Raw genomic sequence first — 12,524 nt, 5'->3', positions numbered from 1 at the left:
GGCTTCCAAAACCGTCCTTTTACTAGAAATGTTAAAATTGATTGTTCGGTACACTTGCCTCTTTTTATCTATTTTATTCTTCATTGGTAGTCCCAATCGTTCTCAGGCACAGTCGGTTAAGAGTCAAACCCCAGAAAATCCGGTAGAGTCTCTTTTGGATTTTGCATCTCGACATCTTCATATTCCTTACCGCTCGGGCGGCATGAGCAAAAAAGGGTTTGATTGCTCCGGTTTCGTGCGTTATTGTTATCAACAGTGGAACGTCCTATTGCCGCATTCGAGCGCAGCTCAGGCGCACAAAGGCGAAGATATTTCTCTGGAAGAAGCCCAGCCGGGCGATCTCATTTTTTTCAAAGGAAGCAGCACCAAAAGTAGCCAAATTGGTCATGTGGGCATTATTACAGAAGTTAAACCCAACCAAACGGTCCGATTTATTCATTCGGCTTTTAAGGGAGGTGTTCGATACGATTTGCTAAGTTCGGACTACTATCGTCGCCGGTTTGTGGCAGTGCGGCGGGTTTTGCTTCCCACTGAGTAATCCGTCTGCTGCTTAGTTTCCTTTCGGAAGCGAATACCACTCGGTAGTTTTCAATGGCTGCCGGCGATCAAACGTCTGCACCGGGCCGTAGTGTTTAGCCAGATAATCCAGAATTTTTGGTTCGGCTTCACCCAGCTCCCACAGATTTTGGGTTTTCTGCATCCATCGAATTTTTTCCAGCCAAACTTCACGAGTAGCTCTGTATTGGGTAATCAGATTTGCCGAGTGGCAACCGGTACAGTGTGCCCGCATCAAATCGAGTCCCTGCGCTATTACAAAACCGGTTTCGGGGTCCAGGCCACGCAAGGTGTCTGTCTTTATTGAGTGGTTTTGTACCGTATTGCTTACGGGTTGACGAGCCGCCATCCAAAGCATACCTACTGCCATCAGGCAAAATATTTGTATCGGTCGAATTCTGTTCATTTTTAGAATCAGTATGTAGTTAAACCACCTTTATCGCAATCCGGTGGCAGGCATTATTGATGTAGCCTTTCGGATTCCAGGCGGGCATCACCATCGTTTGTGAAGTGCCTTCACTATCTGTGGCTTTGGCCCAAACTTCGTAGTAGCCTTTTTTAGGAAAACGCACCGAGGCGGACCAGTGTTGCCACGCCAGACGATTCTTCGGATTCTGTAAAGAGCATTTTTGCCAGGTAGCGCCATAGTCAATCGAAATCATCATTTCTTTAACCGACAAATCGCCCGCCCAGGAATGTCCTCTCAGGGGGAGTTCGTCTCCCAGTTCAAGAATCGCCCCCGAACGAGGATAGGTAATGACAGACTTTACGGGCATCGACTCTATTATTTTCATATCGGCAGCGGCCACTTTGGCGCCGGGTTCCACCGGAAACGCAGGTACCCGATAGCTATCTCCACCCATTTTTTCACCATCATGAATAATGTTTCTGACCGACAGGCGCGACAGCCATTTGCCTGATACAGAGGCGGGCCAACCACCAACGACCAACCGCAACGGATGTCCATGCATTAGGGGAATATCCGCGCCGTTCATTGCCCATGCCAGAAGTGTTTCGTCTTCCAGTGCTTTGCGCATCGGCACTCCACGCGAAATTGTTGATTTCCCCGGATCACCACTCAGGTGAATATCCGTTCCGTAGTACCCAACATACACGGCGTCGGGTTTGAGTCCCACTTTTTCGAGGACGTCGCGCAGGCGCACACCCGTCCACTCCGCACAACTTACGGCTCCTTCGGCCCATTGATTGCCGGATGTAGGTGGATTGAAACCGCTGCGGCCATTGCCCGCACATTCCAAAGTAAGTTGATACGTATAGTGCTTAAAGTTCGTTTTTAGATCTTGTAAAGTAAAGGTTTTTTTGGAATTAACCGACTCACCATCAATGGTTAGTGTCCAGTTTTTAATGTCAATGTCGGTAGGTAAAGCTCCGTTGTTTCGGATGAACATCTTGTCGGCGGGCGTTATGGCATCATCCAGCAAATGCGCCGGAGTTTCTACGTTCCAGGGCCGATCGCTGCGTATAATCAAATCTTTGTGCTTACCTGTCGGAAGCTCCCCTTCAAGAGCTGAAAGTACCAAAGGTGTGTAACCAGCAGGCATAGACCCGGCAAATACAAGTTCGGTGCCCAAAACGCTGGCAAGAGATGCCAAAACACTTTTTTTTATAAAACCACGACGGTCATGATGAGGTAAAGACATAGGAATAAATAATCAATAGTTGAATAGGTTGGGTCCGACAGGCAAGTTACAATTGGCGGAGGACAATTGCCAGCGAATAGCGGCTCGCCGGATTTATTCACGTATAATCAAAACTTTTTAGAGGTAGTTTTTATTTATATAAAAAATATAAACTTGTATGATTACCATTGTTGTAGGTACCAATCGCCCTCTATCCAAATCTCGTGAAGTCGCAAATTTCTATCAGACTATTCTCGAATCCAATCAAATTGACTGCCAGATTCTGGATTTGGTAGATCTCCCGCCTGATTTTACAACCTCGGCACTTTACGCAAATTCCGGGCGTAACGAAGCCTTTAATCAAATGCGGGCCCGGATGGATACTTCCCGGAAGTTTATATTTGTGGTTCCTGAATATAACAATTCGTATCCAGGCGTATTTAAGGCGTTTATCGACGGGCTAAGCTACCCAAATTCGTTGATTCATAAAAAATGCGCACTCGTGGGGCTCTCGGATGGCGTACAAGGCAACGCGCTAGGTCTGAGTCATTTGACAGATGTTTTTAATTATTTAGGCATGCATGTGCTTGCCCAGAAAGTACGGATTCCGCTCATGAAAAAAAACTTTGCAGAAGGCCAGATTACCGATAGTTTTATCAGACAATTAGTGAATGAACAAGTAAAATCCTTGGTTGATTTCTAGGTAAAAAGAGTGAATTTTAATCAATAGCCCAGAATGCAGCTGCGTGTTTACTCACCTGTTTTCGGGCTATTTTTTTAACATTTCCAACAGACGTTCGGGCTCATCGGTGGTTATGAAATCAAAGTTTTTTTCTACAAACCATTCCATTTGTTGCTGTGTATTGACCGTCCAGACGTTCAGCGTTTGGTTAAGTTGTTGCGCTTGCTGTATCCACTCTTCCTTTTTCTTATACACATTTTGGTTGTAATCCAGCCCGTCCAATCCGTCAGCGGCACATTCGGCGGGAGTTTTATCGCCATTTAGATAAGCAACCTGCGCTTTCGGATCGAGTTCTTTTACCTTTTTACAGACTTCATAGTCAAAACTTATGTAGTCGACCAGACGTTGAGTTTTGGTTTTCTGAACCATTTCCACACACTTTTGAGCCAATAAAAGAGAGCGCTCTTTTCCAAGTTGCGAAGGTTTTATTTCCAGAACCAGCCGGGTTTTCTTCTGTTTTTTACCTTGTAACAAGTACGCTTCAAGGGTCGGAAGCGATTCACCATTGCTTAATTTGACGGCGGCAAGCTCCGCAGAAGTGCTTTTTTCGATAGCAACATTCTGAATAACATGATCATGACTTACAAACAGCCCCATGTCAGCTGCCATATGAACGTCAAATTCGCTGCCAAAGCATCCCAATCGAATGGCGTTGTCGAGCGCGGCCAGTGAATTTTGGGGAAGCCCCTGTTTTTTCCAGGCTCCACGGTGCGCAATAACCTGAGTTTTAGAGGTTTCTTTTCCTATAAATCCGGGAAGAACTACCAGCGCGCTTAATCCTAAAACAACACAAGCAACGTACATTTTCATGGGGTCAATGAGTAAAATTATGATACAGGAAGTAAATAGATTGTCCATACAAATGAACCCAAAAGCAGGAATTTTTACTGCCTCTACTGTATAAAGGTTATATTATTAATCACCACTATTGATTATACTGATGCTTTTGGGTTCGGGCTTTCGTGCGATTCATCGTCCTGCCAAAGCGTAGCCTGCGTCCTTGTTCGCAGTAAAAACCAAAAAATACTGACCAGGATAATGAACGAATAATCTTTATGCTCGGCATGACCGAAAAGGTACCATGAGTTGTTGTGAAAGGCATGAAAGAGGGTAGTAAAAGCCAGATTACGCGTAGCGTAATAGACAAAAAAGAACGCAATACCCATCGTGAATGGATTCCAGAGAGACCAAAGTGTGTACTTATATTGCCATAAATAAGCCGGAATGTGGGTAATTGTAAAAAAGACTACAACGGCCATGAAGAGCAGCAGCGTTTTGGTTCTTGACAATTGCATCATGTGCGCATAACGAACGGGCAGGTAGCGAAAAAGGAATTCCTCAATTAATGCTCCGGGAATGGAGTTGAGAAGGAAAGTCGTGAAAAAACGCCAAAAGCTTTGTCCGGAGTTAAGCCGCAATGTAGCTTCGGGAAGTTTGAAAAACAGGAACGCATTGGTCAACAACCATAGCGTCAGGCCCACAGCGAGCGCCCACAGCCACTGTACGGCATGAAACGGTCTTTGCAGCCAATGGTTTAATGCAAATTTTCGGACCAATACAAAAATTAGCCCTGCCTGTAAGCTGTAAATCAGCAAGCCAAGAAAAATCAGTGCCCAGCGACTTGTGGAATTTTTGAACAGGGGAATGCCATCAAAAAAAAATAGCAGATTGGTAAGTAGGGCAAAAGCGCCATTGGCCAACAGAATCACCCATAAGTTCCAGATTTTCAATCGGGGATTGTGAGTCGTGTCCGGGCTGGGTGCAGCTGCGGCGGAATAGGGTTCGATGTCGGAGTCCTGTTTTGAAATTGTTAAAAGAGATTATTTAGTAAAAAAGAAAACGAATACACTTACGCAGCCATTGCCGGGCGCTTGTGGTATTTGTTTCGGTATTCCAGGGGCGTGAGCCCGGTTATTTTTTTAAATACTTCCCGAAAAGCCTTCGTATCGGTGTAGCCTACATCAAACATAACTTCGGAAATATTCTTTTGAGTACTTTCAAAACTACGCTTGGCGGCTTCCACTTTAACGCGTTGAATGTACTCCATTACTGAATTGTTGGTAGCTTTTTTGAAGCGGCGTTCAAAACTTCGGCGCCCCAGCGCTACCAGGTCTGCCAGCTCATCTACACTAATTTTTTCGGTATAGTTTTTCTCAATGTATTCCTGCGCTTTTTTTATTTCCAGATCCTCATGATCTTTTTGCCCATTGAAGAGGGTAAAAGCCATTTGATTGTCGCGGTCAATATCAATGGCAAAATATTTGGAAGCCAGAATAGCCATTTCCCGACCGGTATATTTTTCAACCAGATATAGCAAAAGATTCCAGTAAGACAGTGCGCCGCCGCTGGAATAGAGCCGTTTTTCCTCCGTAATGATACTGCCGTCTACCAGTTCAACTTTCGGAAACATCTGCCTGAATTCACGGGCGTAGGCCCAGTGGGTCGAGCAGCGCTTTCCGTCGAGCAAACCTGTGGAGGCAAGCAAAAAGGCACCTACACAAAGAGAAGCCACTTCGGCGCCACGGTCATAGTGCTGCACAATCCAGGGAATTACGCGGCGATTTTGTTCCAGTGCAGAGGTCATGTCGCCAAACAGGGCAGGAATAATGATCAGGTCAGTGTCCTGAATATCGTCAAGCAATTTATCGGTATGCACGGAGAAAAGTCCATTTTGAAGATTGACTTCCGGTGTCATACCTACCATATGAATCTGAAAAAGCGGGGATTGATTATTGGCTTCCAGAAATTGGTTTACGGCTGTAAACATGTAGCGTGGATCAGCTACGGCTTCCAGCACGCAGGATTCCAAAACGAGAATAGTAATATGTTTCATGGATTCAGGAAATAGTCTTTCTGGTTACGAATAATTAGGAAGCTTATACTATCCTCAAAAATAGATTCTTTCTCCTTCTTTCTCGCATAGACCGCCGGTTTTTGTATGTAAAAGGATGGGTAACTGGTGTCGTAATCAGCCTTTGGAGAGTAATTTTACTCAGAATGCATGCGTTTCCTCCTATGAAAAAATTTGATTACATCATTGTTGGTGCAGGCTCGGCCGGGTGCGTGTTAGCCAACCGACTTTCACTTGACCCCTCTGTTTCGGTGCTGCTTCTGGAAGCAGGCGGCCCGGATAAAAAACTGGAATTACAGATTCCGGCGGCCTATTCCAAACTCAATCGCACCGAGGTGGACTGGGGCTATCAGACGGAGCCACAAACCCATGTGCTGAACCGGAAAATTTATTTGCCCCGGGGTAAAACACTGGGAGGATGTAGCTCTACCAATGCTATGGCCTATGTACGAGGCAATCGCGCAGATTTTGATGGCTGGGCTGCCGCCGGAAACAATGGCTGGGGCTATGAAAACGTTCTTCCATATTTTATTAAATCAGAGCATAACGAGCAACTGAAAAATGAGTTTCATGGGCAGGGCGGCGAGTTAAACGTTACGTTTGCACAACGGTATCGTACGCCCGTGGCTGATGCTTTTGTGCAGGCGTGTATTGAAAAAGGACTTCCTGAAAATCAAGATTATAACGGTGCTTTGCAACTGGGAGCCGGGTTATTTCAATTTACAATCAAGAATCAAAAGCGGCACAGCGCTGCTACGGCCTTTCTCAAACCAGCACTTCAACGACCCAATCTGACGGTACGGACGCATGCCTTAACCCGGCGGGTTTTGATCGAAAATGACCGGGCTACGGGAGTTGAGTTTACGGTAGGGAGGTCTGCCGTTGAGCAGGCATTTGCAGCCAAAGAAGTGATTTTGTCGGCAGGAGCGTTCAATTCTCCGCAGCTGTTGATGTTGTCGGGTATTGGTGACGAAGAGGAGTTAAAAGCACATGGAATAGCTATCAAAAAGCATTTGCCGGGTGTGGGAAAAAATCTTCAGGATCATTTGTTTTTGGCCGTTAGCTCGCTTGCAACTATTCCGTTGGCCAACAACGAACTGAGGATGATTAATCAAATCAAGGGGGCTTTAAACTATGCTGTTTTTGGAAAAGGGCCTTTGACTATAAGCCCGCTGGAAGCGGTAGCTTTTCTAAAACTGACTGATTCGCCGGATCCGGTGGACTTTCAGTTTCATTTTACGCCCATTCATTTGGGTAACGATTATAAAGCGGATTTGTATGATCTAAAAACTTTTCCATTTACCAACGGCTATACTATTTTACCGACGCTATTAAAGCCAGAAAGTCGTGGATTTGTAGCCCTTCGCTCCGCCAATCCGGCGGAAGCGCCCATAATTCAGCCCCGATTTTTATCGCATGAAGCAGATTTGACGACGCTTTTGGCAGGAACCCGAAGCGCCATTGAGGTTATGGGGGCTGATGCGTTTGCACCTTACCGCAAGCAGCTGATTGCCCCGCCCGATTGTGCCACCGATGATGCGTTAATTCTGCATATTAAACAAAGCCTTGAAACGGTCTATCACCCGGTAGGGACCTGTACAATGGGTCAGGATGAAGGTTCGGTAGTAGATGAAAAACTACGCGTGCATGGCATAGAAGGGCTACGCGTGGTGGACGCCTCCATTATGCCACGGATTGTGGCCGGCAATACCAATGCCGCCTGCCTGATGATTGGTGAAAAAGGAGCGGATCTGATTATTAATAGCTAATAATCAAGATTTTCCTATAAAAAAAGGTAGCAGTCAGTTTCAAGCTGATCGCTACCTTTTTACTTAAAAAAATATTTTTGATCAAAAATGACGTTCGCCAATTTCTCTTTTTCCTAACATGACAGCACCTACCATCGCAATCAGGAAAAGTACAGATGCAAGCTCGAAAGGAAGGAGATAGTCCCGGAACAGCACCATTCCAAGGCTTTCGACCATGCCGGTTTGTGATTTGAATTCATAAGGATTATACGTTCCGACCTGAGTCTTGCGATATGCACCAAATAGAATGATGAAAATGGTGCCGCCAACAATAGCCGCCGCAATTTTGGTGACGTTCCCGCGGAATTTTTCTTCTTCTTCTTTCATATTCAAAAACATGATTACAAAAAGGAAAAGTACCATAATTGCGCCCGCATAAACGATAATATTTACTGCCGCCAGAAATTGCGCGTTTAATAAAATGTAATGGCCCGACAAACAAAAAAATGTCAGGATCAGATATAGAACGCTATGGATGGGGCTCCGGGACACCACAACCATGATGGCGCTCAGGATAGTCAGAAATGACAAAAAGTAAAAAAATGAGAGTGTCGGATTCATTGGAAATTCAATTAAAAAAAACGAGAACTGTTGATACCTGCTACAAAAAGGCAGACTCAGGGAATGGCCCGTGGTTCTACGTGACTGATTGCTCCGGCTGCTTTTTTCAAATCCTGCGCATGGGCCTCTTCTTTGGTCCATGCTTCACGAAGGTAGCGGTTGTTCATATCTTCTACCAACAAATCTTTTCCCCAGATTACCTGATCACGTTCGGTAAAAACTGGTACAAATTCATCGTGGCGCAGGTACACGGCTTGCTTGGGGCAGGCTTCTTCGCACAGTCCACAAAATATACAGCGAAGCATATTTACTTCGTACACAGCCGCATATTTTTCTTCACGATACAGATGTTCTTCGCCTTTTTGACGTTCCTCAGCAACCATCGAAATGGCCTCTGCGGGGCACGCCACGGCGCACAAGCCACAGGCAGTGCAGCGTTCGCGGCCATCGGCGTCCCGTTTCAACACATGGCGGCCTCTGAACACGGGGCCCAGATATCGTTTCACTTCGGGATACCGGATGGTCACTTTCTTTTGGAAAAAGTGCTTGATCGTAATGGCCATTCCGTGGGCGATAGCCGGCAGATAAATCCGCTCGGCCAGCGTCATTTCTTTATTACTTACTTGCTTGGAGCGATTGGTCAGTTGTTGCATGGCACTACTCGTTTTTTCGTGTCAGGATTATTTCAGGAAGGCGGTCAGGCTGGGTTGAATAAACAACACGCCAATGCCTGTAATTAAAATATTAAGAATGGCCAGAGGAATTAACCCTTTCCATCCAAGGTTCATGAGCTGATCGTAGCGGAAGCGGGGGAGCGTCCAGCGTACCCACATGAAAAAGAATACGCCAAATAAAGCCTTACCAAAGAACACCGCTGTACCCAGCAAGGTAGCTACATTGTGCCCGGCTATATCTCCGAAAGCAGCCGTTAATTGCGTATATACCCAGTCCATTCCGGGATAGTTGTAGCCACCAAAATAAAGAGCTGACACAACCGCTGACGAAATAAACATATTGATATATTCGGCAAATAGATAAAAGCCCAGCTTCATGCTACTGTACTCGGTGTGGTAACCACCTACGAGCTCAGTTTCGCACTCAGGCAAATCGAAAGGCGTACGATTACATTCGGCAAAAGCGCAGGTCAGAAAAATAATAAAGCCCAGTGGCTGATACCAGATATTCCAGTTGCCTCCGTGCTGCTGTGCTACGATTGAACCTACCGAAAGCGATTCGCTCATCATCAGAATGGCCACAATGGAAAGTCCCATGGCTACTTCGTAGCTGATGTTTTGTGAAGCCGCACGAATGGCACCTAACAGTGAGAACTTATTATTGGAAGCCCAGCCACCAACCATGATTCCGTAGACACCCAGCGAAACAACGCCAAAAATGTAGAGAATCCCGATGTTAGCCTCTACGCCCTGAACGGCCACTTCAATGCCGTCGTAGCGCAAGGTGCTGCCAAAAGGAATAACAGCACTTGCCATTAGGGCAGTAAGCATGGCTAAACAAGGACCAGCAATAAACAGCCATTTGTTGGCCTGTGCGGGGATAAAATCTTCCTTAAAAAACATTTTTCCGGCATCGGCCAGCGGTTGCAAAAGACCCCAGGGGCCGGCGCGGTCGGGCCCCAGACGATCCTGAATAAAGCCTGCTACTTTGCGCTCGCCATAGGTAGAATACATGGCTATAAGCAATGTAAGTCCAAAAATGACCAGAATAATGATAGCCTTAATTATAAATGCGGTTAACTCCATCTTCGTATAGGAGGGTAGCTGCCTACCCGTTAGAGAAATTTATCTAAAACAGAACTACTAGTTTTTTTCGGCAAGTGAGCGTTGATTGGCTTTGTTGTTATTTTCAATACTCAGCTCACGAATCGTTTGATCATCCGTTATGTAAGGCCGGGAATCGTCTATGGGCTTGTATTGTGAAGCAGCGAGTTTAAGCGCAAAATCAGGCTTTTTGATTACGTCTGCACGGTATTTGTTGGCAGAAATTACTGAGCTGCGCTGTACTTTGGTTGGGCCTTCAATGACCCAATCGCTGGTTTTTTTCTTCTCAAAACGGCAGGTATTGCAAATAAACTCTTTTACTTCTCCCCATTCGTTTTTGCGTGCCGTTACCCGAATTACTTCTTCTCCACGGTACCAAAGCGTCACACGACCACTACACTTATCACATTGACAGTGTGCATCTACGGGTTTGGAAAACCAAACGCGATTTTTGAAGCGATACGTTTTGTCTGTTAGTGCACCTACGGGGCACACGTCAATCACATTTCCTGAGAAATCATTATCAATTGCTTTCTCGATATACGTACCAATTTCGGCAGCATCGCCCCGGCCCAACACGCCATGAACGCGCTTGTCTGTAATCTGATCGGCTGTATATACACAGCGATAGCACAAAATACAGCGGGTCATGTGAAGCTGTACGTACGGCCCAATGTCCTGTTTTTCAAACGTACGGCGTTCTTCTTCGTAGCGTGTTTTGGCGGAGCCATGTTCAAAGGCAAAATCCTGTAAATGGCATTCGCCAGCCTGATCGCACACGGGGCAGTCGAGCGGGTGGTTCAGAAGCAAAAACTCCACGATGCCTTTGCGTTCTTCAAGCACGGCGGGGTTGGTCACATTCTCAACCACCATTCCGTCCTGTACCTGAGTAATGCAGGAAGGCACAAGCTTAGGCATCGGGCGGGTGTCTTTGGCAGAGCCCTGCGCCACCTTCACGAGACAGGCCCGGCATTTGCCACCACTGCCTTTGAGGGGCTCATAGTAGCACATGGCAGGAGGTACCAAATGATGCTGACTGGAATCGGCTTCGGCAATCCGTCGGGCGGCCTGCATGATCGTCGTTCCCGGTTCTACCTCGACCTCAATTCCGTCGAAGGTTATTTTGATTACTTGCGGTTTGTTATCTTCCATGTTTCAGTAATGAGAGAATGACAGAATGAGGGAAAGATGTTTTTTACTACTCTTATTCACTCAATCACGGATTAGATCATTCAAAATTTAAAACCTAGGCCAATACGGCTGCTCCTTTGTACACTGCTCCGGGCAGAGTAGCTTCTTTGGGATGCGAAACATGCCACTCGAATTCTTCCCGGAAATGCCGGATTGCACTTGCCACGGGCCATGCGGCTGCATCGCCAAGGGGGCAAATAGTATTTCCTTCTATTTTTTTAGCGACATCTACCAGCAGGTCAATGTCGTGCATGCTTCCGTGTCCGTGTTCAAGGCGATGCAATACTTTTTCCATCCAGCCAGTACCTTCACGGCACGGACTGCATTGCCCGCAGGATTCGTGGTGGTAAAAGCGTGAAAAATTCCAGGTATTGCGCACGATGCAGGCGGTTTCGTCAAAAACAATAAATCCACCCGAACCTAGCATTGTGCCCGTTGCAAAGCCGCCGTCCGACAGCGATTCGTAGCTCATGAGCCGATCTTCGCCATTCGCTGTTTTATAGACAAGATGTGCAGGAATAATCGGTACGGAAGAACCTCCGGCCACAAGGGCTTTCAGATGATGCCCGTCCCGAATGCCACCGCAGTATTCGTCCGAATTCATAAATTCTTCCACCGAAAGCCCGAGTTCAATTTCGTAGACCCCCGGTTTTTTAATATGTCCCGAGGCCGAAATTAGCTTGGTACCTGTGCTGCGGCCAATACCGACAGAAGCATAGGCTTCTCCTCCGTGGTTAATAATCCAGGCCATATTGGCAATTGACTCTACGTTATTAACAACTGTTGGACTTTGGTAAAGCCCTTTAACCGCCGGGAAAGGGGGTTTATTCCGTGGATTTCCTCTTTTCCCTTCGAGTGATTCAAGCAGGGCGGTTTCTTCGCCGCAGATGTAAGCACCGCCTCCGGGCTGTACAACGAGTTCAAGGTCATAGCCTGAACCCAGAATGTTATTACCCAGGAGACCATTGGCGGTTGCCTCTGCGATTGCTTTTTCCAAAATCTGAATCACATACATGAGCTCGCCCCGTACGTAGATAAAAGATTTGTTTGCTCCCAGGGCATAGCTCGATATAATCATCCCTTCAATTAATAAATGAGGGATGGTTTTCATCAGGTAATGATCTTTAAATGTGCCGGGCTCCGATTCGTCGGCATTGCATACCAGATACCGGGGCACGCCTTCGGGCTTTGCCAGGAAGCCCCATTTCATACCCATCGGGAAGCCCGCACCACCGCGACCTCGTACTCCCGATTTTTTGGCTTCTTCCACAACCTCCTCAGGAGACATAGTTTTGATCGCTTTTTCAAGCGCAGTGTATCCACCGTTTTTGCGATACACGTCAAAAGTCTCAATGCCGGGAATGTGGCTATGTTCGGTCAGAATTTTTATTGCCATTA

Annotated in this window: 13 protein-coding genes; 3 read left to right on the top strand and 10 right to left on the bottom strand. The window is 46.4% G+C overall.

Translation table 11 applies throughout. The annotated features are described in order from the left end of the window. The first annotated feature begins 28 nt into the window (after window positions 1-28). Window positions 29-538: a C40 family peptidase gene (locus EZE20_RS09670; protein WP_132116972.1), complete on the top strand. Its 510-nt coding sequence runs from the start codon at window positions 29-31 to the stop codon at window positions 536-538. 12 nt (window positions 539-550) lie between these two features. On the opposite strand, the gene EZE20_RS09665 is transcribed toward EZE20_RS09670, so the two are convergent. Together EZE20_RS09665 and EZE20_RS09660 are read right to left on the bottom strand one after the other, a co-directional pair. After that, the gene (locus tag EZE20_RS09665; protein WP_132116970.1) at window positions 551-961 is read right to left on the bottom strand and encodes a hypothetical protein; all 411 of its coding nucleotides are present in this window, start codon (window positions 959-961) and stop codon (window positions 551-553) included. 19 nt (window positions 962-980) lie between these two features. Beyond that, window positions 981-2,216 carry a sulfite oxidase gene (locus tag EZE20_RS09660; RefSeq protein WP_132116968.1) on the bottom strand — a complete coding sequence of 412 codons (1,236 nt, stop codon included), beginning with the start codon at window positions 2,214-2,216 and terminating at the stop codon, window positions 981-983. A 157-nt stretch (window positions 2,217-2,373) separates the two neighbouring features. Between EZE20_RS09660 and EZE20_RS09655 the strand changes: the two genes are divergently transcribed. Next, window positions 2,374-2,898 carry an NADPH-dependent FMN reductase gene (locus EZE20_RS09655; protein ID WP_132116966.1) on the top strand — a complete coding sequence of 175 codons (525 nt, stop codon included), beginning with the start codon at window positions 2,374-2,376 and terminating at the stop codon, window positions 2,896-2,898. A 66-nt stretch (window positions 2,899-2,964) separates the two neighbouring features. Here the strand turns inward: EZE20_RS09655 and EZE20_RS09650 are convergent, their stop codons facing one another. The 3 genes from EZE20_RS09650 to EZE20_RS09640 form a co-directional block, all read right to left on the bottom strand. After that, on the bottom strand, window positions 2,965-3,747 hold the full coding sequence (locus EZE20_RS09650; RefSeq protein ID WP_132116964.1) for a glycerophosphodiester phosphodiesterase: 783 nt from the start codon (window positions 3,745-3,747) through the stop codon (window positions 2,965-2,967). 122 nt (window positions 3,748-3,869) lie between these two features. Further along, the gene (locus EZE20_RS09645; protein ID WP_165933450.1) at window positions 3,870-4,667 is read right to left on the bottom strand and encodes a CPBP family glutamic-type intramembrane protease; all 798 of its coding nucleotides are present in this window, start codon (window positions 4,665-4,667) and stop codon (window positions 3,870-3,872) included. Window positions 4,668-4,786: 119 nt separating this feature from the next. Next, the gene (locus EZE20_RS09640) at window positions 4,787-5,770 is read right to left on the bottom strand and encodes a GlxA family transcriptional regulator (RefSeq protein WP_132116959.1); all 984 of its coding nucleotides are present in this window, start codon (window positions 5,768-5,770) and stop codon (window positions 4,787-4,789) included. Window positions 5,771-5,952: 182 nt separating this feature from the next. Here EZE20_RS09640 and EZE20_RS09635 point away from each other — a divergent pair, with 182 nt between their 5' ends. Next, window positions 5,953-7,557 carry a GMC family oxidoreductase gene (locus EZE20_RS09635; RefSeq protein ID WP_132116957.1) on the top strand — a complete coding sequence of 535 codons (1,605 nt, stop codon included), beginning with the start codon at window positions 5,953-5,955 and terminating at the stop codon, window positions 7,555-7,557. A gap of 81 nt (window positions 7,558-7,638) precedes the next feature. Here the strand turns inward: EZE20_RS09635 and EZE20_RS09630 are convergent, their stop codons facing one another. The 5 genes from EZE20_RS09630 to nuoF form a co-directional block, all read right to left on the bottom strand. Beyond that, the gene (locus EZE20_RS09630) at window positions 7,639-8,157 is read right to left on the bottom strand and encodes an NADH-quinone oxidoreductase subunit J family protein (protein WP_132116955.1); all 519 of its coding nucleotides are present in this window, start codon (window positions 8,155-8,157) and stop codon (window positions 7,639-7,641) included. Between the two features lie 56 nt (window positions 8,158-8,213). Next, window positions 8,214-8,810 carry a NuoI/complex I 23 kDa subunit family protein gene (locus tag EZE20_RS09625; RefSeq protein WP_132116953.1) on the bottom strand — a complete coding sequence of 199 codons (597 nt, stop codon included), beginning with the start codon at window positions 8,808-8,810 and terminating at the stop codon, window positions 8,214-8,216. Between the two features lie 27 nt (window positions 8,811-8,837). Further along, window positions 8,838-9,917 (bottom strand): NADH-quinone oxidoreductase subunit NuoH, encoded by a 1,080-nt coding sequence (gene nuoH, locus EZE20_RS09620; protein ID WP_132116952.1) that lies wholly within the window; start codon window positions 9,915-9,917, stop codon window positions 8,838-8,840. A gap of 57 nt (window positions 9,918-9,974) precedes the next feature. Next, window positions 9,975-11,087 carry a 2Fe-2S iron-sulfur cluster-binding protein gene (locus EZE20_RS09615; protein ID WP_132116950.1) on the bottom strand — a complete coding sequence of 371 codons (1,113 nt, stop codon included), beginning with the start codon at window positions 11,085-11,087 and terminating at the stop codon, window positions 9,975-9,977. Window positions 11,088-11,181: 94 nt separating this feature from the next. Continuing rightward, the gene (gene nuoF / locus EZE20_RS09610; RefSeq protein WP_132116948.1) at window positions 11,182-12,522 is read right to left on the bottom strand and encodes an NADH-quinone oxidoreductase subunit NuoF; all 1,341 of its coding nucleotides are present in this window, start codon (window positions 12,520-12,522) and stop codon (window positions 11,182-11,184) included. Between the last annotated feature and the right edge of the window lie 2 nt (window positions 12,523-12,524).

The sequence above is a fragment of the Arundinibacter roseus genome, from assembly GCF_004348825.1.
In the GTDB taxonomy this organism is placed as follows: domain Bacteria; phylum Bacteroidota; class Bacteroidia; order Cytophagales; family Spirosomataceae; genus Arundinibacter; species Arundinibacter roseus.
This window is presented reverse-complemented; position numbering and strand designations above follow the sequence as displayed.